At 59.5% G+C, this 18,678-nt stretch carries 19 protein-coding genes; 12 read left to right on the top strand and 7 right to left on the bottom strand.

What is annotated here, in order from left to right; translation table 11 throughout:
- Positions 1-40 precede the first annotated feature (40 nt).
- From DBAC_RS10655 to DBAC_RS10645, 3 genes are all read left to right on the top strand, one after another.
- Positions 41-1,633, top strand: a complete 1,593-nt coding sequence (locus DBAC_RS10655; protein ID WP_015774305.1) for a sensor domain-containing diguanylate cyclase — start codon at positions 41-43, stop codon at positions 1,631-1,633.
- Between the two features lie 256 nt (positions 1,634-1,889).
- The gene (locus DBAC_RS10650) at positions 1,890-2,993 is read left to right on the top strand and encodes a 6-phosphofructokinase (protein WP_015774304.1); all 1,104 of its coding nucleotides are present in this window, start codon (positions 1,890-1,892) and stop codon (positions 2,991-2,993) included.
- Positions 2,994-3,034: 41 nt separating this feature from the next.
- Positions 3,035-3,406, top strand: a complete 372-nt coding sequence (locus DBAC_RS10645; RefSeq protein ID WP_015774303.1) for a YidH family protein — start codon at positions 3,035-3,037, stop codon at positions 3,404-3,406.
- 16 nt (positions 3,407-3,422) lie between these two features.
- Here the strand turns inward: DBAC_RS10645 and DBAC_RS10640 are convergent, their stop codons facing one another.
- Positions 3,423-4,706, bottom strand: a complete 1,284-nt coding sequence (locus DBAC_RS10640) for a 4Fe-4S dicluster domain-containing protein (RefSeq protein ID WP_015774302.1) — start codon at positions 4,704-4,706, stop codon at positions 3,423-3,425.
- A 175-nt stretch (positions 4,707-4,881) separates the two neighbouring features.
- On the opposite strand from DBAC_RS10640, the gene DBAC_RS10635 reads away from it, so the two are divergent.
- The gene (locus tag DBAC_RS10635; RefSeq protein WP_015774301.1) at positions 4,882-5,736 is read left to right on the top strand and encodes a TIGR02285 family protein; all 855 of its coding nucleotides are present in this window, start codon (positions 4,882-4,884) and stop codon (positions 5,734-5,736) included.
- A 23-nt stretch (positions 5,737-5,759) separates the two neighbouring features.
- On the opposite strand, the gene DBAC_RS10630 is transcribed toward DBAC_RS10635, so the two are convergent.
- The 3 genes from DBAC_RS10630 to DBAC_RS19230 form a co-directional block, all read right to left on the bottom strand.
- Positions 5,760-6,725: a zinc metalloprotease HtpX gene (locus DBAC_RS10630; RefSeq protein WP_015774300.1), complete on the bottom strand. Its 966-nt coding sequence runs from the start codon at positions 6,723-6,725 to the stop codon at positions 5,760-5,762.
- Positions 6,726-6,848: 123 nt separating this feature from the next.
- Entirely contained in the window at positions 6,849-7,835 is a 987-nt protein-coding gene (locus tag DBAC_RS10625) for a zinc-dependent alcohol dehydrogenase family protein (protein WP_015774299.1), read from the bottom strand.
- A 147-nt stretch (positions 7,836-7,982) separates the two neighbouring features.
- Complete coding sequence (locus DBAC_RS19230; RefSeq protein ID WP_015774298.1) at positions 7,983-8,156, bottom strand: hypothetical protein; 174 nt, start codon at positions 8,154-8,156, stop codon at positions 7,983-7,985.
- Between the two features lie 102 nt (positions 8,157-8,258).
- Between DBAC_RS19230 and DBAC_RS10620 the strand changes: the two genes are divergently transcribed.
- A complete protein-coding gene (locus DBAC_RS10620) occupies positions 8,259-9,149 on the top strand; it encodes a LysR family transcriptional regulator (RefSeq protein WP_015774297.1) in 891 nt (296 codons plus the stop codon).
- Positions 9,150-9,197: 48 nt separating this feature from the next.
- On the opposite strand, the gene DBAC_RS10615 is transcribed toward DBAC_RS10620, so the two are convergent.
- Both DBAC_RS10615 and DBAC_RS10610 read right to left on the bottom strand, forming a co-directional pair.
- Entirely contained in the window at positions 9,198-9,722 is a 525-nt protein-coding gene (locus tag DBAC_RS10615; RefSeq protein ID WP_015774296.1) for a cysteine hydrolase family protein, read from the bottom strand.
- A 102-nt stretch (positions 9,723-9,824) separates the two neighbouring features.
- A complete protein-coding gene (locus DBAC_RS10610; RefSeq protein ID WP_015774295.1) occupies positions 9,825-11,462 on the bottom strand; it encodes a fatty acid--CoA ligase in 1,638 nt (545 codons plus the stop codon).
- A 343-nt stretch (positions 11,463-11,805) separates the two neighbouring features.
- Between DBAC_RS10610 and DBAC_RS10605 the strand changes: the two genes are divergently transcribed.
- The 4 genes from DBAC_RS10605 to DBAC_RS10590 all read left to right on the top strand — a co-directional run bounded on the left by DBAC_RS10605 (position 11,806) and on the right by DBAC_RS10590 (position 14,538).
- A complete protein-coding gene (locus DBAC_RS10605; RefSeq protein ID WP_015774294.1) occupies positions 11,806-12,510 on the top strand; it encodes a class I SAM-dependent methyltransferase in 705 nt (234 codons plus the stop codon).
- 11 nt (positions 12,511-12,521) lie between these two features.
- Positions 12,522-13,205 carry a Crp/Fnr family transcriptional regulator gene (locus DBAC_RS10600; RefSeq protein WP_015774293.1) on the top strand — a complete coding sequence of 228 codons (684 nt, stop codon included), beginning with the start codon at positions 12,522-12,524 and terminating at the stop codon, positions 13,203-13,205.
- A gap of 62 nt (positions 13,206-13,267) precedes the next feature.
- Positions 13,268-13,795, top strand: a complete 528-nt coding sequence (locus DBAC_RS10595) for a cytochrome P460 family protein (RefSeq protein WP_015774292.1) — start codon at positions 13,268-13,270, stop codon at positions 13,793-13,795.
- A 122-nt stretch (positions 13,796-13,917) separates the two neighbouring features.
- The gene (locus tag DBAC_RS10590; RefSeq protein WP_015774291.1) at positions 13,918-14,538 is read left to right on the top strand and encodes a hypothetical protein; all 621 of its coding nucleotides are present in this window, start codon (positions 13,918-13,920) and stop codon (positions 14,536-14,538) included.
- Positions 14,539-14,721: 183 nt separating this feature from the next.
- Here DBAC_RS10590 and DBAC_RS10585 read toward each other — a convergent pair whose 3' ends face one another.
- Positions 14,722-14,952 carry a hypothetical protein gene (locus tag DBAC_RS10585; protein WP_043810829.1) on the bottom strand — a complete coding sequence of 77 codons (231 nt, stop codon included), beginning with the start codon at positions 14,950-14,952 and terminating at the stop codon, positions 14,722-14,724.
- Positions 14,953-15,540: 588 nt separating this feature from the next.
- Here DBAC_RS10585 and DBAC_RS10580 point away from each other — a divergent pair.
- Genes DBAC_RS10580 through DBAC_RS10570 form a run of 3 tightly spaced genes read left to right on the top strand, consistent with a single transcriptional unit; the run spans position 15,541 to position 18,576 of the window.
- Positions 15,541-16,779, top strand: a complete 1,239-nt coding sequence (locus DBAC_RS10580; RefSeq protein WP_015774290.1) for a U32 family peptidase — start codon at positions 15,541-15,543, stop codon at positions 16,777-16,779.
- On the top strand, positions 16,772-17,494 hold the full coding sequence (locus tag DBAC_RS10575; protein WP_015774289.1) for a methyltransferase domain-containing protein: 723 nt from the start codon (positions 16,772-16,774) through the stop codon (positions 17,492-17,494). Before DBAC_RS10580 ends, DBAC_RS10575 begins: the two co-directional genes overlap by 8 nt.
- Positions 17,491-18,576, top strand: coding sequence for a type III polyketide synthase (locus DBAC_RS10570; RefSeq protein WP_015774288.1), 1,086 nt, complete (start codon positions 17,491-17,493; stop codon positions 18,574-18,576). The genes DBAC_RS10575 and DBAC_RS10570 overlap by 4 nt, the downstream gene beginning before the upstream one ends.
- The last annotated feature ends 102 nt before the right edge of the window (positions 18,577-18,678 follow it).

Below are 18,678 nucleotides of genomic sequence, written 5' to 3'. Positions count from 1 at the left end.
TTCGATCTGGACATTACTGTGTGTTGAGGGAAATTATTCTATGTACCACAGACTCGTGAAAGTATGCATATTTGCAGATGATTTTATTATTTCCGGCGTACTGAAGAGTGTGGATCCGCTTCCAAATCTTGAGTATGAGATATTCACATCTGAAGTAGTTGATTTCGAAGTATTAAGAGATTTTTCAATAATCATTTTGAATACTGCATTCAGCTCACAAATGATTCGTAAAATATATGACGCGAAAAAAAGCGAATCAATTTTCGTTGTGTGTTCAAATTTTCAAGATTTTAGAGTCTGTTCAGAGAATTACAAGTATTTCGATGAATTGTGGACAGGGCCGTTGGATGCTGAAAAAATTGCATTTCTGTTTGGCAAGATTGTTTCACGCATAAAAAAGAATGAAGATTCCTGTCTGACGGAAAAATATCTCGATACGCTCATTGACAGCCTGCCTGATCTGATATGGTTCAAGGATGCCCGTGGAGCTCATTTGCGGGTGAACAAGAGCTTCTGTGAAGCGGTCGGCAAAACGAAGGCGGATGTTCAAGGCCGTGGTCATTATTATATATGGGACATCGAACCTGATGAATATGCCAAAGGGGAATATGTCTGCCTTGAGTCGGAGGAAATAGTTCTTCGGGAAAAGAAGAACTGCCTTTTCGACGAGATGGTCAAGATCAAAGACTCCATGCGTAAATTCAAGACGTACAAGTCGCCTCTGTTCGACCGCAACGGGGATGTGCTCGGCACGGTAGGGGTCGCGCGCGATGTCACGGACCTGCAGAATCTTCAGATAGAAATGAACATCCTTTTCGAGAGTTTGCCCTTCGGCGTGATTGCCACCGACAAGGATCAGCACGTCACGGGGGGGAACCAGAAATCCCTCGCTTTGTTTTCCGCCCAGTCGAAGGGATTGCTTGGGAAAAAATTTGATGGGCTGCTCAAAGCCTTTGCGGATGACTGTTCATCGGAACAACGGTTGATCGAGGATTCCAGGGATGGGGTTTTTCTTCTCGCCAGTGAGCGTGTTTTCAAAATACAACAGGAAAAGCTGCTTGATGTATTCAGCGAATTCGCCGGATATATCTATTTGTTTCTCGATGTTACAAAAGAGTACTATCAGAAGCACCAACTCATCTTCGACGCCAATACGGACTATCTGACCAAGCTGAACAACCGCCGTAAACTGCATGATTTTTTGCGGGATACCCCGTGCATGTCCGGAACGGCGTTGCTGCTGGCCGACCTCGATAATTTCAAACAGATCAACGATCAGTACGGCCATGATGAAGGGGACAGGATACTTGTCGCGTTTGCACACATACTGCGGGATAATTTTGACCCGGAGAACATTTTTCGTTTAGGGGGCGATGAATTCGCCGTCCTCTTTCCCGGGACTCGGCACGCCAAAGAACAGATGCTGGAAACGGCACACCGTTGCGCCAGGGTCATCATCTCGGAACTTGAAAAATTATCCATACACCAGGATCTTTCGGTAAGCATCGGCATCGCAGTGACTTCTTCGGACGATGAGGATTTCGGGTCGCTGTTCAAGAAAGCGGATATCGCGCTCTATGATTCGAAATGTTCAGGTAAGAACACCTGCTGTCTCTGGTGCGGAGGGGCGTGATCGCCGGGAGTTTTTCCGCTCTTCGCCTTCGGTTCCAAAGATGATCAGCAGGTTCGAGCAGACCCGCCGCCGGGCCGGCATCTTTTAACGATATGCAACGCAGAAGCGGATGCGGATGCAGTGGCATGAAATGAGTTGCGTCCTCTTTCACGCTCGTCATGGCCCGCCTCGTGGTTCTGACCCTGGGGATGGACGCGCGGCGGGGCCCGATGTCGGAACAAATGTCATGTGATCACCGCATCTTCCAGGAGGAATTATGGGTTTGCAGCGTGTTGGAATTCTGACCGGCGGCGGTGATTGCTCCGGCCTCAACGCCGTGATCAGGGCCGTGACCCGGACGGCGATCATACAGTACGGAGCTGAAGTGCTGGGGCTTGAGAACGGTTTCGACGGACTCATCTTCGGCCGGACCATGCGGCTGACCACCGGCAACACCAAGGACATTCTGACCCTGGGCGGGACGATCCTCGGCACCACCAACAAGGGCAACCCCTTCGCCTACCGCGAGTTCGACGAAGACGGGCATATCACGGTCCGCGACCTTTCCGCGCAGGCCATGGATACGTTCACGTCGCAGGGGCTGGATTGCCTCTTCGTGGTCGGCGGTGAAGGCACCCTGGAGCTGGCGCACAAATTTCAGCAGATGGGCATGCCCGTGGTCGGCATCCCCAAAACCATCGATAATGACCTCGAAGGCACGGACTATACCTTCGGTTTCCAGACCGCCGTGCAGGTGGCCTGTGACGCCATGGACCGTCTGCACACGACCGGTCGCAGTCACGACCGGGTCATGATCCTTGAGGTCATGGGCCGCAACGCCGGGTGGATCGCCCTGGAGGCGGGGCTGGCCGGGGGCGCGCATATCATCCTCATCCCCGAGATTCCCTACAACCTCGATAACGTGGTGGCCAAGATCCAGCACCGCATCCGCGGCAAGAGTCCGTTCAGCATCATCATGGTGGCGGAAGGGGCCAGGGAGGAGGGCGGGGAGCGCATCACCCAGAGCACGGCCACGACGCGGCTGCAGGGCGTGGAGCAACTGGGCGGCGTCGGCTTTCATCTGGCCTGCCGGATCAGGGAACGGATTCCGCTGGAAGTGCGCACCACTGTGCTTGGCCATATCCAGCGCGGCGGATCGCCCACGGCCTTTGACCGGGTGCTGGGCACGCGGCTGGGCGCGGCGGCCGTGGATGCTGCGGCACGCGGGGATTTTGGGACCATGGTGGCCCTCAAAACCCCGGACATCGTGCTCGTGCCTCTCTCGGAGCTGGCCGGGCTGTGCCGCACCGTGCCGGTGGATCATCAGCTCATCCGCGCGGCCGAGGCCACGGGCGTGAACCTGGGGCGCGGGGCCATGTAGCGGCCTTTCCTTGCTTTTTTTTGTTCTCACACGGAGGCATAATGATCGGCCAGACAGACCCCCGCGTTCTTTTCGCCGCGGAACGGACTCTCTTCTCTTGGAACAGGACAGGCATTTCCCTGATGGCTTTCGGCTTCGTGGTGGAGCGTTTCGGCCTCTACATGCAGCTTTTGGGCGTGCAGGGCGGGCTCGGAGCCCAGCGTCATCTGTCCTTCATCGGCGGCATCGGCTTCATCCTGCTTGGCGCCTTTGTCGAGGTCTACTCGGTGCTGCAGCATCGCCATTTTCTGGCCACGCTGCACGAGATGGACATCCCTCTCGGCTATAACACCAAGGCGGCCATGGGCATAAACGCGGTGGTCGGTTTCATGGGCGTGATGCTTTGCGTGTATCTGGTGCTCGGAGTGCTGTGACGCGCCTCCCCGCTGCTCAGACCGGGAACTTTCTCACCAGATACTCCATGAACCGCGACTTGACCTGCGTCGTGGCCATGACCTGCTTCACGGGCGGAAGCTTCAGGATCACGCCCAACACCGCTGCCAGGGCGCGGTGGTTCCAGAGCACGCGGTTGTCGAAGATGAGGTCCTGCAGCTTGCCGCGCTCCAGGGCCATGACCACGGTGCGGTGCACGGAGTTGAGCGGGGTGATGACCCGCTTTTCACGGGATTTGAGGGACAGCGTCTTTTCCGGGCAGGCCCGCACGCAGACTCCGCAGCCCAGGCAGATGTTTTCGTCCACGCGGGCCTTTTTGCGTTTGGGCTGGCGAGGGTCGTTGGCGGACACGATGCTCATGGCCTCCACCGGGCAGGCGCTCGCGCATTTGCCGCAGCCGTTGCACAGATCCTCGTCCACCACGGGCAGAAAGTTGGTGGTGTGCACGGGGTGGAGATTGCCGAACTTGCGGGCCGCGATCATGGCCTCGCAGCAGCAGCCGCAGCAGTTGCAGATGAAGTTGACGCGCTCGCGCACGTTTTCCCCGAACTGCACCAGTCCGTGCTCCTGGGCCAGGTCCAGCAGATCCAGGCACTCGGCAGTGTCCACGGGCCGGGCATGACCGTGGCGCGAGAGGGATGCCGCCGAGGTGTTGAAGGTCATGCAGATGTCTTTGGGCGCATCGCAGTCCCGGCCCATGTGCTGCATCTTGTGGCGGCAGTAGCAGGTGCTGATGGCCAGGTGGCTGGCGGTGCGGATGACCTCGGTGGCCCGCTCGTAGTCGAGGACGTGCACGGCGCTCCCGGCCGGGAGCATGGGCTCCTGTACGAAGACGCGGCCGAGCTGCGTCTCGCCGTCGACGAAGAGGGCCTTGATGAAATCCTCCTCCACGTTCAGGTACTGGTAGAAGAGTTCGCCCAGGGCTTTCTGGTCGATGTCGCCGCGCGTGCGCATCATGGAAAATTCGAAGAAACCGGCCATGGGCGGGGGCAGGACATAGGTCGTCTGCCCGTCCTCGCCTTCGATGTCCACGAGCATGGCCCGTCCGGCCAGATCTTCGAGGATGTTCCTGGTCTTGACCGGGTCCATCTTCCAGACCTCGGCCGCCTTTTCGACCGTGAACGGTTTGATGGGCAGGATGGCAATGAGCTCGGCCTCGCGCTCGGAAAAGAGGATTTTCAGGATTTTGTGCAGCGATTCGGAGGGGGGAGCTCCCTGCGGGCAGCGGTTCAGCCGGTCGGTCAGTTCGGAATATCCCGAGCGATGCGAATGGTGCGACATTTCTCCTCCTTCTTTTTGGCGGGAGCATAAGCCCGACTTGGCCGCAAATAAAGGAAAAATGTGGCTTTTGTGGCTTTGGAATGCCGGAAGTGAGCATGAAAATCGCTTGTCGATAGCTTGTAAGACATGGCGTTCGAATGTTGCTGTTTTGTGCTGCTTGTCTTACAATTCGGCTATGTTTTCGAAATCATTCAGAACTACCCTGCTGTTTTTGGTTGTTTTCCTGCCTTGCGTGGCCATGGCGCAATCGCGTGATGAAGTGACGTGGATGCATGCCGAATTTCCGCCCCTGCGCATCACCAGCGGCCCTTATGCCGGACAGGGCATCTCGGACATGATTCACGAACTGATGGGTCGCGAACTGGTCGAATTCGAACACGCTATTGTCACCGCCAACCTGAGCCGGACCCTCAACTGGATGGAGAACGGCCGGAACGTTCTGGCCGTGGGCATCATTCCCAATTCGCAGCGCGACCGGGTGATGCAGTATTCCGTGCCTTGCGTTCTGGTTCCTCCGGTCTGTCTCGTGGTTCGGGCCGGGGAGCAGGATTCCCTGGGGCTGGGCGGACACGTCAGCCTGCGTGATTTCATCGCCCGCAAACGCCTGGGCGTGGCCGCTGACAGGTCGTACGGTCCGGAGCTTGATTCCGTTCTGCTCTCGTCTCCCGATCTGTCCCGCGTGGTTGTCAATCAGGGATCAAATCTTTTTGAAAGCCTGCTTGAGATGCTGCTTCTGGGCCGGGTGGATGGGATCCTCGCCTACCCTTTCGAAGCGGTGTACAGCGCACGGATGAAGAACCTGGAAGACCGGATAACCATCGCTCCATTGCGCGAAAGCATGGTCCCCCTGCAGGGCCGCATTGCGGCGCCACGCACCGCTTGGGGCACGGCCATGATCGATCGCGTCAACGAAATTCTGCTCCGGAATCGAGGCTCGCTCCAGTACAGGCAGGCCTTGGAACGCTGGCTTACGCCTTCGGTCGTCGAGGATTTTCGAGGCATGTATGATGACTTTTTGACGTCATATTGATCGCAGGCGCCTTCCGTTGGTCTTCAGTACCAGAATCCCCACCAGCCGCCTTTGGAGCGTTGTCGTACCCTGATGTGCGGGAACTGGGGAGGTTCGAAGGAATAGTCGTCGGACCAGGGACTGTAGCGGCTTCGCTGCAGATCCATGAGGCGTCGGATACGTTCCTCCGTGGTCGGATGGGTGCGCAGCCAAGAGGGTTCGGGTACGCCCTGGCCCGGAAAGAAGATGCGGCGCAGTAAGCCGCGCTCGATCCTCTCCAGCTTGACCAGGGCCGAGGCCAACCCTTCGGGGTCGCCAGTCAACTGGGCGGCGGTCAGGTCCGCGTCGAACTCGCGGGTGCGGGACAGCCCGAGCTGGGCCAGCAGGTTGACCTGCGGGGCGGCCGCCAGGAGGATGAGCGGCCACCAGTCCACATCGCCGCCGGCCAGGGCCTGGGGCAGGGACAGGAAGATGAGGATGAGGCCCGCGAAGCTCATGGCCGAAGTGATGCGGGAGATGGTGTCGGCCAGGCTCATGACGAAGAGGTCGCCGTGGGCGATGTGCGCGGCTTCATGCGCCAGGACCGCGACCAGCTCACGCGGGGAGAGCGTGCGCAGCAGACCGTCGGTCACGGCGATGGCGGACTCGTCCCGGCCGCCGACGGCGAAGGCGTTGACCATGGGGCTTGGCACCCACCACAGGGATGGCGGTCTGGGCAGGCCGGCCCGTTGCGCGAGAACTGTCAGGGCCTGATGATATTGGGCGGCCTGGGCGGGGGGTACGGGCCTTGCGCTGTACATCCGGAGCACCCAGCGGCCCGAGAGCTGCGGAGAGAAGAAAAGCAGGACCGCGCTCCATGCAACGACGAACCACAATCCGTCCGCTCCCCACAGCAGCCAGCTCACCAGCCAAGCGTAGCCGGTCATGAGGCCGAGCAGAAGCAGGGTCTGGAGGCGGTTCACTCCCCGGTGGGAGAAAAAACGCTCGGGATCGATGGGGGGCTGGTGCATGTCGGGCTCCGGTTTCTTTGGTCGCACGGCGAAAAATGCCGACCGCACTCAAATAAGCACGATCCTCCGCCGGGCAACTCGGGGGCGGCCCCGGACGCACCGAAGCCGCCTCGTCGGTCAGGATCATGCGACCTGGATCACGACCTTGCCCACGGCCCGGCCGCTGTCCAGGAAGTCGTGGGCTTTTGCGATGTCCTCCAGGGGAAAGACCTCGCCCAGATGCGGTCTGAGCTTGCCGCCTTGGGCCAGCGCGGCGGCCTGGGCTATGATCTCGCCGTGGCGCTCGCGGCCCTGTCCGGTGACGAGCGGCAGAAGCATGAAGACCACCGACAGGGTCAGCGCCTTGGCGTGCAGGAGGGACAGGTCGTGCGTGGAGCGGGTGTTGGTGGAGACGACCACCCCGCCAGCTCCGGCCGCCAGGAACGACGCGTCCAGGTTGGCTCCGCCCACAGTGTCGAAGACGACGTCGAAGCCTCGCCCGCCGGTCAGCCTTGCGACATACTCCTCGGGCTTCTCCTCGCGGTAGTTGATGATCTCGTCCGCGCCCAGAGACCGGGCCAGCTCGGCCTTGTCGGTCGAGGACACGGTCGTGGCCACGCGGGCTCCGCAGGATTTGGCCAGCTGCACGGCCACATGTCCGACCCCGCCCGTGCCAGCATGGATCAGCACGAACTGCCCGGCCTTGATCCTGGCCCGGTCGAAGAGCGCGTCCCAGGCAGTGATGGTCACCAGCGGCAGCGCCGCCGCCTGCGCCATGGTCAGGTTCGCCGGTTTGAGGGCCAGGAGCCTCGCGTCGGCCAGCATGTATTCAGCCAGGGCGCCGGGCATGTCCGCAAGGCCTCCCGCGCAGCCGAAGACCTCGTCGCCGGGTTTAAGGCCGCTCACGCCCTCGCCTACGGCCTCTACCGTCCCGGCCACGTCCATGCCCAGAATGGCGGGCAGCGCCGGGGCGAAGGCCGGTTTCATCTTCCGAATCTTGATATCGATGGGGTTCACGCTGGTCGCGGCCACGCGCACCAGCACATGACCGGGTTTGACTGCGGGAATGTCAGTATCCGCCAGCCGAAAATCGGGCGTATCCCCGTATGTTTGCAAGAGTTGCGCTTTCATGTTTTCCTCCATGGAACGTGTTGAGGAGACACTACCTCCAAGCGCGGGTTTGATGAACTGAAATTTTTGTTTTCATGGTCCCCGTCGTGTCTTGAAAAATGTGCTTCCGCCGGACCACGCCGGAATCGTTCGCCGGTCGCCGCACGGTCAGTTCAGCCGGGCCAGCAGAAAGCCGAGCCCCAGGGCCAGGGCGATCCAGATCAAAGTCTTGAATGCCGAAGCCGCGCCGCCCGCGAAGCATTGCGCTTCGGGCCGGGTCAGGATGGTGTCTTCGGGGATCAGGAAATAGCGCAGCATGCCTGCCAGTCGAGTCATGTCCATGAGGTCCTCCTTGGTTGATGCCTGCGGAGGTACCACCTGGCGTTGTTTTCAATCCAATGTGATTATGTGATGATGCCGTTCTGATTTCGTTATGGAGAAAATATGGATTTGCACCATCTGCGGACTTTTGTGGCTGTGGCCGAAGAGAATCACCTGACCCGCGCGGCCGAGCGCCTTTTCGTCAGCCAGCCTGCGGTCAGCAGCCACATCAAGGCGCTGGAGGGGGAGCTTGGCGTTGTCCTCTTTCATCGCACGCCCAAGGGCATGATCCTGTCCCGGGAAGGCGAGAAGCTCCTGGGCCGCGTCCGGCGCATTCTCGATGATGCCGAGTCGCTGCTCGGCGCGGCCAGGAACATGAGCGGCGAGTTGAACGGCCAGATTACCCTCGGCATCAACACGGATTCGGTCTTCATTCGCCTGGTCGAGATCTCGGCCCTGATGCGCACGGATTATCCGGGCATCACCATGTCGCTGGTCAACTCCAATTCCTGGGAAATCGTGCGCGATGTGCGTCGGGGCGTGCTGGATGCGGGATTCGCGTATGGCGAGATTTCGGAGGAGGGCGTGCTGGCGACGGTCTTGGCCCGGGTTCCCTTTCGCGTCGTGGGCCCGGCCGGATGGGCCGCGCGGCTGGAGAGCGCCGGATGGCCGGAGATCGCGGCCATGCCCTGGATCTGGATGGCCCATAATTGTCCTTTCCTGGACATCCTGGACCGGAAATTCTCCGAGCTCGGGCAGCACCCGCAGAAACGCATCGAGGCCGATCACGAGAGCATTCTGCGCGCCCTGGTCCTTGCCGGAGAAGGCGTGACCCTCATGCGCGAGGACGAGGCGCTTGTCGGCCGGGAGCGCGGGCAGTTCGCAATCTGGCCAGGAGAGCGGCTGGGCCTGCCATTGTCCTTTGTGTGCCGGGAAGCCAGGAAGGTCGAGCCTGTTCTGGGGGCCGTGCGGGATGTGGTGGCGTCGGTCTGGGAATGCGCCAGCTGTCCCTAAGGCCTGCCCAAGGGGGAAGATCTGGCATCCCCCCTCTCCCGTAGCAGCTTAAAGAGCGTCCGTGGACGTTGTCAGCGTCACTCGCGGGGCCAGGCCGTTTAAGGCGATGTTGTGAATCATTTCGCTGACCGTGGTGCAGCAGTCCGCCAGGATGGAGATCTTGTATTTTTCCGCCGACTTTGAAAGCGCAGTGTGCGTAACGCAGTTCTGGGTCATCATCCCGCACAAGAGTATTTCCTCGATCTTTTCCTCAGCAAGTATATTTTCAAGATTGGTCTCAAGAAAGCTGTCCGCGAATTTCTTGATGACGATTTTCGCGTCGTGCGCGACTTCAAGAATGCCGGGATGCAAGGCGACTCCAGGAGTTCCCGCATTGAAGAAGGGCGCGGCTCCTGCTTTGCCGCTTGCGACGTGCTGAACGAGGATGACCGGGATGTCGTTTGAGATGGCCTTTTTGATGGCATTCTGAACGTTGGTCAGCGTGCTTTCGGTGTTCCACAGGGGGAATTTTCCATCGGGAAAGTAGTCGTTTTGCAGGTCGATGACGAGGAGGGCTCGATTTGCTTTTTTCATGTTTGACTCCCTGATGTGTGTTCATTGCTACTCTACCAAACAAAAGCTTTCCCGCAACTGTGCGGGAAAGCTTTTTTTATCTGGGCGTTCGGGGAAGCTCGTCTATTCCTCGCCGTCTTTCAAATACAGCTCGCGCATGGTCACCTTGCTGATCTTGCCGACGCTGGTCTTGGCGATGGTCTCGACCAGTCGGGCCTTGAGCAGGATGGCTTCCTTGGGCAGCACCCCTTTGTCCACGAAGCTTTTCACGTGCTGGGCGATCTCCTTTTCCTGCGGGGTCGTGCCTTTCCTGGGCACCACCAGGGCCAGCGGAGTCTCGCCCCAGCGCAGGTCCGGCTTGCCGATGACCGCGGTCTCGGCCACGTCGGGGTGCTGCAGGATGATGTCTTCGAGTTCAAGCGAACTTATCCATTCACCGCCGACCTTGATCACGTCCTTGGTGCGGTCCGTGATGCGCAGGCTGCCTTCCGCGTTGCGGCAGGCCACATCGCCTGTGTTCAGCCAGCCGTCGGTCCACAGCTTTTTGGAGTTGCTCTCGTCTTTCAGGTAGGACGCGGTCAGCCAGGGCGCGCGGACCTGCAGGGCTCCGGGGGTCTTGTCGTCACTGGGCACTTCGGTCCCATTGTCGTCCACCAGACGCAGGCGGACCATGGGCAGACCCTTGCCCGTGCGCGTGCGCAGGGCGATCTGCGTCTCGCGGTCAAGCTGCAGTTCGGCGTCGGAGAGGTGCGCCAGACTCAGAATGGGGCAGGTCTCGGACATGCCGTAGCCGGTGAAGACGTCGATGCCCCGGTCCAGGGCCGCCGCGCAGATGGCCTTGGGCATGGCCGCGCCGCCGATGACCACTTTCCATCCGGCAAGGTCGAACTGGGCGCATTTGGGGTCGGACAGGAGCATGTGCAGGATGGTCGGCACGCAATGGCTGAAGGTGACCTTTTCGGTGGCGATGAGCCGCGCCAGGACCTCGGGGATGTACCTGCCCGGATAGACCTGCTTCACGCCGAGCATGGTGGCCATGTACGGGATGCCCCAGGCGTGGACATGGAACATGGGGGTGATGGGCATGTACACATCTTCACGGTGAAAGCGGCCCTGGGTGGCGTTCGAACTCAGCGCCGCGATGCTGGCCAGGGTGTGCAGGACGAGTTGGCGGTGGCTGAAGAACACGCCCTTGGGCAGCCCGGTGGTGCCGGTGGTGTAGAAGGTCGTGGCGCGGGTGTTCTCGTCGAAGTCCGGGAAGTCCTGCAGGGGCGTGCTTGCGGCCAGCAGCGCTTCGTATTCACCGGCCAGGGGCAGGGTGGTCGCGGGCGTGTCGCCCGTGTCCGAGAGCAGGATGAATTTTTCCACGGTGTCGAGGCGGCCCTTGATCTGCTCCAGGAGAGGCAAAAAATCCGAGTTGACGAGGATGATGTCATCCTCGGCGTGCCCGATGGTATAGACCATCTGCTCGGGGGAGAGGCGGATGTTGATGGTGTGCATGACCGCGCCGATCATGGGGATGGCGAAGTAGCATTCCAGGTAGCGATGGCTGTCGTAGTCCATGACGGCCACGGTATCGCCGGCCTTTACGCCCTGAGCCAGCAGCATGGCCGCGAGCCTCGCCACGCGTTCCCGGAACTGCGCGTAGGTGAAGCGCAGGATGCCTGCGTAGACGATCTCCTGGTCCGGATGGTCCTGGATCGGGGACTCAAAGATGTTTTTGATGAGGAGTTGCTGACTTCCATGCATGGTGATGTTCATATCTGGGGTTTTCCTCGTGAGTGGGCTTATTGAGTGTGTACTTAGACAAATTTTTTCATGGCAATACTGAACCGCGCAATGGAAAGCAATTTGATTGGAGAGATGGATGGGTTTCTGTAAAAATAGAAAATAATATTAGAATATTATGAATAAAACATGTTGAAAATTTGGTTGATAATCATCCATCTGATGGATGATTATCAACCATTTTGTGGATGAATTTCGTCCACTTTTATACGGACTCCCGGTTCGGGTCCCCTGTTTGCTTTCCTTCGGACTGGACCTCTGAGCGGGGAGGACATATTCAGAATATTCGTATGAACACGTATGCTAGGAGGTCGTCATGTCCATGTATTCCAAGTTCGCTGTCTGGTACGATCGCATTTTTCCCTTTAGCCCCGGTGTCTATGCCTACTTGACGCACCACTTGGGAGACCTCGGCGGGCCGGTTTTGGATCTGGGCTGCGGTACGGGCGACTATTGCGCGGCGTTCACCCGCGACGGCGTGCGGGCCGTGGGCGTGGACCTCGATTCATCCATGATCTCCCAGGCCCGCGCCCGTGGGCCGGAGACCGAGTTTCATGTTTTGGACATGGCGGAATTTGCGACCATCGGCGGTCCCTGGAACATGATCTACTCCATCGGCAACACTGCGGCCCACCTGCCAGAGGACCGTTTCTGGGGGTGCGTCGAGGACGTGGCCGCGAGGCTTCTGCCCGGCGGCATCTGGATCGTGCAGGTCATGAACTGGGACTATGTGTTGGGCCTGCCCGCCTTCGCCTTCCCGGCCAAGGTCATGGACGGGGCGGTCTTTCATCGCGCCTATGAGGACATCACCCCGGAAGGCCTGACCTTCCATACCGGTCTCGACATCGAAGGCCGCAGGGTCTTTGACGACCAGGTGCGCCTCTATCCCCTGACCTCGGCCGAGATCATCGCGGGGCATGAGGAGCGCGGATTCCGGCTGGTCGAACACGTGTCCGACTATGCCGGCAGCGGGTTCGATGCGGAGGTTTTTTCGGCGAACATTTTTGTTTTCAAGCGATAAGGACGGTTTGAATGGATTTCATGACCACCATGGCCGGGAGCACGCTCTTCAAGGGCCTGCCCGAGGATGAGCTGCGGCAGCTGGAGCGCATCAGCGAGCCGCGCGAGTTTGACAAGGGCGACATTCTTTTCCTGGAGGGCAGGGAAGGCGTGGGGTTTTATGTCGTGGCCGCAGGCCAGGTGAAGGTCTTCAAGATGTCCTTCGACGGCCGGGAGCAGATCCTGCACATTCTGGGGCCCGGCGACCCCCTGGGCGAGGTGCCGGTCTTTGCCGGGCAGACCTACCCGGCCAATGCCCAGGCCTTGGTGAAGTCGAGCCTGTACTTCTTTCCCCGCCAGAAACTCATCGAACTGTACCGCGAGAGCCCGTCCCTGGCCATGAACATGCTGGCCGTGCTGTCGCGGCGATTGCGCGAGTTCACGGTCCTGATCGAAAATCTGTCGTTAAAGGAGATCCCGCAACGCCTGGCCACCTACCTGCTGCACCAGCAGTCCCTCAAACCCGTCTCGGCGCGGGTCAAGCTCAGCGTGACCAAGGGGGTGCTCTCCAACATCCTGGGCACGTCCCAGGAGACGCTCTCGCGCGTGCTGGGCAAGCTCAGCCAGGAGGGGCTGATCGATGTGCAGGGCAAGGAGATCAGCATCCTGAACGCGGAGCGGTTGCAGGAATTGGCGGGCGGGGAGATCAGACTGTAGCCTGGGCGCGCCGACGCTGGGGCTATTTATCCATGAATGTGCAATTTCAAGGAGGGGGTGCGATGCGAAAGCTCATGTTTCTTGCGGTGATGTTCGCGGCTGCGTTGGCGGCGCAAGCGGTGGCGGCTGCGTCGGTTCCGACTGCGTCGGTTCCGACTGAGTCGGTCCCGGCTCCTTCAAACGGCATCGAATACCCGGCCGGATGGCAGGACTGGGCCGCCATTGGCGTGGCCCATCGCACGGATAACGACACGGTTCGTCTCATCGTCGGAAACGACGTCGCCGTGAAGGCGGCCCGCGCCGGACAGATCAACCCCTGGCCCGATGGCGCGGTTCTGGGCAAGGTGGTCTGGAAAGTGGTGCCGCTCGATGCCTGGGCGGAGGCCAATGTTCCGGGCGAGCTGGTCCACGCCGAGTTCATGTTCAAGGACTCGAAGAAATACGCCAGCACCTACGGCTGGGGCTGGGGGCGCTGGCTGGGCATGGAGCAGAAGCCCTTCGACAAGGGCGCCGAGTCATGCACGTCCTGCCATACCCCGGTGCAGGACAGGGACTGGGTCTTCACCCATCCGGCGGTGTTTCCGAAGTAAAAATGCCAACGGCAGGCCTGACCTCTTCGACTTTCTCGATTGCTGCGGTGGACTACGTTTTTAAAAACACGGGAGGGGCGCATGGACCGCACACGCCGCATCGGGTCGAACCTTGAACGGTCATGATACATCTCTTTCTGCTTGCTCTCCTCCTCATTGCGGCCGCCTTCATCGGCGGGCTTGTTTTCGCCTATAGAAAGCTTCCGAAATGTATTTTCATTGCCCTCATTCTTACCCTCGTTGCCGTGCCGGTGGCGAGCTTCAAGATGTATGAACGGCGGTTCATGCTGAGTGCCGTTCCGGACGCACTTGGCGTCAGTTCCATCGTGTACAGCGAGGAGGAATCATGGGGATTTGGCCCTGGCGGAAATGAGGCCGGGATCAGGGTGTATCCGCTTCCGGAACACGTATCCAAAGAAATTGAGGCGCGCGGGATCGATTTTTTCACTACCATGCCCCCCAACACGGATCAGAACGAGCGTGAGTGGCGCGGGCGCTACACGAATTGGGAAGAGACGCCGATCAAGACCGGGAGACATTGGAATTTGGGAAAGGAAGGCAAGCTGCTTGATATCTACGACTACATTTGCGCGTATGGCTTTTGTATCGACATCAAGCCGGAAATCGAGAGCCTGGCGAACGGGATCGTGAGCGCTCCCGGCAGCTACTACGCATATGGACGGATTGGCGTGATCGTCGTGAGCCCGGGGCATAATCTGGTGCTCTATCTCTACAACGGTTGAACCCGGGTGGATCTTCGCCCTTCCAGCGGAGCTTCCGAGGTAAACCGCTGGCCGATTGGGTTTGTCACGGAACTGGGAGCGGATCCGCATGTGGACGCACTACGAATGAAGGGCGTGTCCACGCAGGCATCCATGCCCTGTAGCAGGTAACGACTCGGATGTTTTCTTCCTCAATATTCATGATCAAACCTGGCCGTCCTTCCTGTCCGGCAGTTCCGTGCCGCGACTCATGATCTCGATGTATCCCGTGTAGCTGAACAGCCGTTTGCGTTTTTGGGCCGTGAGTTCCGTGATGATGACCGCCTCGGGAAAGAAATCAAGCCATGCTTCCCAATCACCGGTCACGCGCGCGGCATCAAGCAACTCATAATAACACTGCCGGTGGGTCTTGAAATAGAGGCCTACGTACAGCATTGACGCTGCCCCTTCCCTTGGCCAGCAAGACCCCATGCACTTCCCTGTTGCCTTTTTATAATGCGAAGGCGACGGGGTATCCTCATGACGCCACGGATGGTCGTTAATGGTACCGCCGGCAAATATGACGGTTTTTGTGACCGAATTTATTTCGAAAATGCTTTTGGGATTATGTTCGATCATAAATTCAGTGCATTATAACAAAAATATTTAAGCGTTTACGTGGAACGCTTGTTGCTATTGATCTTAATGTAAAAATGAAAAGAGATCGTGATTAATTTTGGATTTTGCTCACAGCGCTTTTCTTCATGGGTTCATCCTTCAGCTACGTGCCAGGCACTGCCATCGTTCTGTATACATCAGATGCGCGAGGAACACTGGCGAGAGACGTCCAGATTTCGAGAGATGGATTGATGTGTTTCACGACATGGTCTAGGAGGAAATGATGACCGCCCGCGACAAAATTGTGCGGCAAATCCAGATAAAGCCAGTCGGCTGGTGTTTGATGTTCTGTGGCATGAGACGATCAAGTAAACGTGGAAGAAGTGAGCAAAGGCTTTGAAACTCAAAAAAGGAGGCGTGAACCCTATGCCGACCGAGCCGACCGGTTCCAGCCGCGCCCCCTGTGCAACGAAATTTTCACTGGCGGCAAATTATGATCCTGAACTGGTTCCGGAGCTCAAAGCCTACCCGGTTGATGAAGTGTACGGCAAGTTGCCGGGCGACGGTATCAGTGGCGGCCGTCCCCGCTATCTGGCCACGCCGCTGTCCGAAGCAAATCTGCGCCGTTATGTCGGCCTGCTGGGCGAGCAGGGCATTGCCTTCAATTATCTCCTGAACGGCGCCTGTTTCGGCAACCGTGAATGGACACGCCCCTGGCAGAAACGGGTCACGGCCCTCCTGACCACCCTGGGGGACCTGGGTGTGCGCAGGGTGACCGTGTCCACCCCTTTTTTGCTGGAATTGGTCAAACGCCGCTTTCCCGAGTTCCGGGTCAGGGTCGGGATCTACGCCCAGGTGGATACGCCCCGGCGGGCCCGTTTCTGGGAGGATCTCGGGGCGGACGCCATTGTTTTGGAGAGCTTTTCGATCAACCGTAATTTTCCGCGCCTTGAGGCCATCCGGCAGGCGGTCGATTGCGACCTGGAGCTGATCGCGAACCACAGCTGCCTTTTGAACTGCCCGCTGCAAAGCTATCATCAGAACGGTTTTGCCCACGCCTCCGGCGACACCGGCACGCTTTTCATCGATTACTGCCTGATGCGCTGTTCGCGCACGCGTCTTACGGACCCGTCGCAATTCATCAAATCGGCCTGGATTAGGCCCGAAGATATCGCCGTTTATGAAGCAATGGGCTATACGACATTCAAACTTCTGGAACGCGGCATTCCATCGACCGAGTTGCTGCGGCGTGTCAAAGCCTACAGTGAGCGGCGGTTCGAAGGGAATCTGGCCGAGCTGCTGCTCTCGTATGGTTTCAAGGAACCGGTCCGCAAGGAGTCTCGCTGGATGCTGCGGAATTTCTGGAAACCGAGGCAGGTCAGCCCGCTGCGGCTCAAACCGTTGACCGATCTGGCGCGGCTGCAAGGCTGGCTCTCGCCGCTGACTGAGAGCCCGATCCGCATAGACGCATCGCAAATTCCGGATACGTTCCTGGACGGTTTTCGCGCTCGGGACTGCGCCTCCCTGGATTGCCGGACGTGTGGCTATTGCGAGGGGATTGCCGCGCAGGCCGTTTCGATTTCGCCCGGCTACCGGGCCGAAGTGCTAAAAAAATACGAAGAGATGGATGACGCCATGGCAACGGGAGGGCTCTGGGGTGTTTGATTCCCGCGCAACGGCGCACGAATTTCTGGATCGGCCGGACTGTGACCCCGAACTGGCCGCCGCAAGCTACCGATTCATGGAGCTGGTCAATGGCTACTTCGGCGGCATCCGGGTCGTGCGGCGTTTCCTGCACGCCGAAACGGCGGGGCGTCATGACGCTGCCCCGCTGCGGGTGCTCGACATCGGCTCGGGCAGCTGCGACATCCCGCTCGCGGTGAGCCGGTGGGCGCAGGTGCGCGGCATTCCCCTGCATTTCACGTGCTTGGAAATGGCCGATCATGCCATGGACATCGCGCGCGGACAGCTCGCAAAAGCTGGCGACCCGGCGGTGCGGCTGCTGCAGGAAGACGTCTTCAGTCACCACCCTGCAGAACCGTACGATTGCGCCGTGGCCTCCATGTGTTTTCATCATTTCAGCAATGAGCACATCCTCGCGCTGCTGCGGCGGCTGCGAGGCTTCGTGCGCGGCAGCGTGCTGATCAACGACCTGCGGCGCTCCCGGCTGGCGGACTTTGCTGCGCGGCTGCTGCTGACGGGGACCGGCATGTCGGCCGGAGTCCGGCATGACGCCCTGCTTTCCATCCGGCGCGGTTTCACAATCCGTGAACTGAAGGCGTTGCTCGGGCAACTGGGCGGGACCACGGTTTCGGTGGCTCCGGCCCGCTGGTTCCGGATTGCCGCCATCATTCGATTCAACCAGGGAGAAAATACATGAACAGCGTCATCCTCAGAGGCCTGGGCACGGCCACGCCGCCCCTCTATGCAACGCAAGAGGAGGCCTATGAGTTCTTCAACACGCGCTACCCCTTGAAACAGAGTGAACAGGATCTGTACCGCCGCATTCTCCTGGATGGGAAGATCAAGGGCCGCTATCTGGGGATGGAGACCACGGAGGACGCTCTTGAAACCAACCCCGACAAGCTCCTGGCCCGCTTCCTGACTTTCGGCCGCTCCACGGCCGTCGCCGCCGCGCGCGAGGCCCTGGCGGAGGCCGGCGTCGAACCCGCCGAGATCGCGGGTCTGATCGTTAACACCTGCACCGGCTACCTCTGCCCGGGCCTGTCCTCATATATCGCGCAGGATCTGGGGCTTCGGACGTCCATCCGTTTTCAGGACCTGATGGGCATGGGGTGCGGCGCGGCCATCCCGAATCTTGAATCTGCTGCGGGCATGCTGATGCGCAGCGTGGAGGGGCCGATCCTGAGCATCGCGGTGGAGGTCTGTACGGCCACCATATTCCCCAGCCATGATCCGGAACAGGTGGTGAGCAATTGCATATTCGGAGACGGCGCCGCCGCTGCAGTGCTCGACTTCCTGCCTGATGACAGTCCGGGCGGGCTGCTGCGCATGGTGGACTTTGCCACCGGCCTGTTTCCCAAACACCGCGCGGAGCTGTGTTACCGGACTGAAGGAGGCCTTTTGCGCAATCACCTGAGCATGCGTGTGCCGATCGTCGGGGCGCGCACCGGCAAGGAGGTGGCATCCCGGCTGCTGGCCTGGCACGGCCTTTCGCCGAGTGACATCGACTGGTGGGCGGTGCATCCGGGCGGCACGGTCGTGCTGGACCAGGTCTCCAAGGAACTGGAACTGACCCGCGAGGATCTGCGTTTTTCCTACGATGTCTTCCAAAACTACGGCAACATGTCGTCGCCTACGGTTCTGTTTGTGCTGCGGAAACTTCTCGACAGTGGTCTTGCAAAGCCAGGCCAGAGGGGCATGCTCCTCGCGTTTGGCGTCGGTTTTTCCGCCTTTGCGGGGCTCATCGAATTTTCCGGCACCCCTTCAAGGCTTTGTTAGGGGTTGTGAGATAGAAATTTCAAGGTGTTATGGGGTTGTCCCGGGCGTCATGCATTTATGGCAGAGATATTTGGATGATCAACGTTGGCCCGCTTTAGGCGC

The sequence above is a fragment of the Desulfomicrobium baculatum DSM 4028 genome (assembly GCF_000023225.1).
GTDB classification, from domain to species: Bacteria; Desulfobacterota; Desulfovibrionia; order Desulfovibrionales; family Desulfomicrobiaceae; genus Desulfomicrobium; species Desulfomicrobium baculatum.
This window is presented reverse-complemented; position numbering and strand designations above follow the sequence as displayed.

What these genes read in the sequence shown, in the direction of transcription:
- DBAC_RS10655 (WP_015774305.1), top strand. Translation starts at nt 41, where the DNA reads ATGTACCACAGACTCGTGAAAGTATGCATATTTGCAGATGATTTTATT.
- DBAC_RS10650 (WP_015774304.1), top strand. Translation starts at nt 1,890, where the DNA reads ATGGGTTTGCAGCGTGTTGGAATTCTGACCGGCGGCGGTGATTGCTCC.
- DBAC_RS10645 (WP_015774303.1), top strand. Translation starts at nt 3,035, where the DNA reads ATGATCGGCCAGACAGACCCCCGCGTTCTTTTCGCCGCGGAACGGACT.
- DBAC_RS10640 (WP_015774302.1), bottom strand. Translation starts at nt 4,706, where the DNA reads ATGTCGCACCATTCGCATCGCTCGGGATATTCCGAACTGACCGACCGG.
- DBAC_RS10635 (WP_015774301.1), top strand. Translation starts at nt 4,882, where the DNA reads ATGTTTTCGAAATCATTCAGAACTACCCTGCTGTTTTTGGTTGTTTTC.
- DBAC_RS10630 (WP_015774300.1), bottom strand. Translation starts at nt 6,725, where the DNA reads ATGCACCAGCCCCCCATCGATCCCGAGCGTTTTTTCTCCCACCGGGGA.
- DBAC_RS10625 (WP_015774299.1), bottom strand. Translation starts at nt 7,835, where the DNA reads ATGAAAGCGCAACTCTTGCAAACATACGGGGATACGCCCGATTTTCGG.
- DBAC_RS19230 (WP_015774298.1), bottom strand. Translation starts at nt 8,156, where the DNA reads ATGGACATGACTCGACTGGCAGGCATGCTGCGCTATTTCCTGATCCCC.
- DBAC_RS10620 (WP_015774297.1), top strand. Translation starts at nt 8,259, where the DNA reads ATGGATTTGCACCATCTGCGGACTTTTGTGGCTGTGGCCGAAGAGAAT.
- DBAC_RS10615 (WP_015774296.1), bottom strand. Translation starts at nt 9,722, where the DNA reads ATGAAAAAAGCAAATCGAGCCCTCCTCGTCATCGACCTGCAAAACGAC.
- DBAC_RS10610 (WP_015774295.1), bottom strand. Translation starts at nt 11,462, where the DNA reads ATGAACATCACCATGCATGGAAGTCAGCAACTCCTCATCAAAAACATC.
- DBAC_RS10605 (WP_015774294.1), top strand. Translation starts at nt 11,806, where the DNA reads ATGTCCATGTATTCCAAGTTCGCTGTCTGGTACGATCGCATTTTTCCC.
- DBAC_RS10600 (WP_015774293.1), top strand. Translation starts at nt 12,522, where the DNA reads ATGGATTTCATGACCACCATGGCCGGGAGCACGCTCTTCAAGGGCCTG.
- DBAC_RS10595 (WP_015774292.1), top strand. Translation starts at nt 13,268, where the DNA reads ATGCGAAAGCTCATGTTTCTTGCGGTGATGTTCGCGGCTGCGTTGGCG.
- DBAC_RS10590 (WP_015774291.1), top strand. Translation starts at nt 13,918, where the DNA reads ATGATACATCTCTTTCTGCTTGCTCTCCTCCTCATTGCGGCCGCCTTC.
- DBAC_RS10585 (WP_043810829.1), bottom strand. Translation starts at nt 14,952, where the DNA reads ATGCTGTACGTAGGCCTCTATTTCAAGACCCACCGGCAGTGTTATTAT.
- DBAC_RS10580 (WP_015774290.1), top strand. Translation starts at nt 15,541, where the DNA reads ATGCCGACCGAGCCGACCGGTTCCAGCCGCGCCCCCTGTGCAACGAAA.
- DBAC_RS10570 (WP_015774288.1), top strand. Translation starts at nt 17,491, where the DNA reads ATGAACAGCGTCATCCTCAGAGGCCTGGGCACGGCCACGCCGCCCCTC.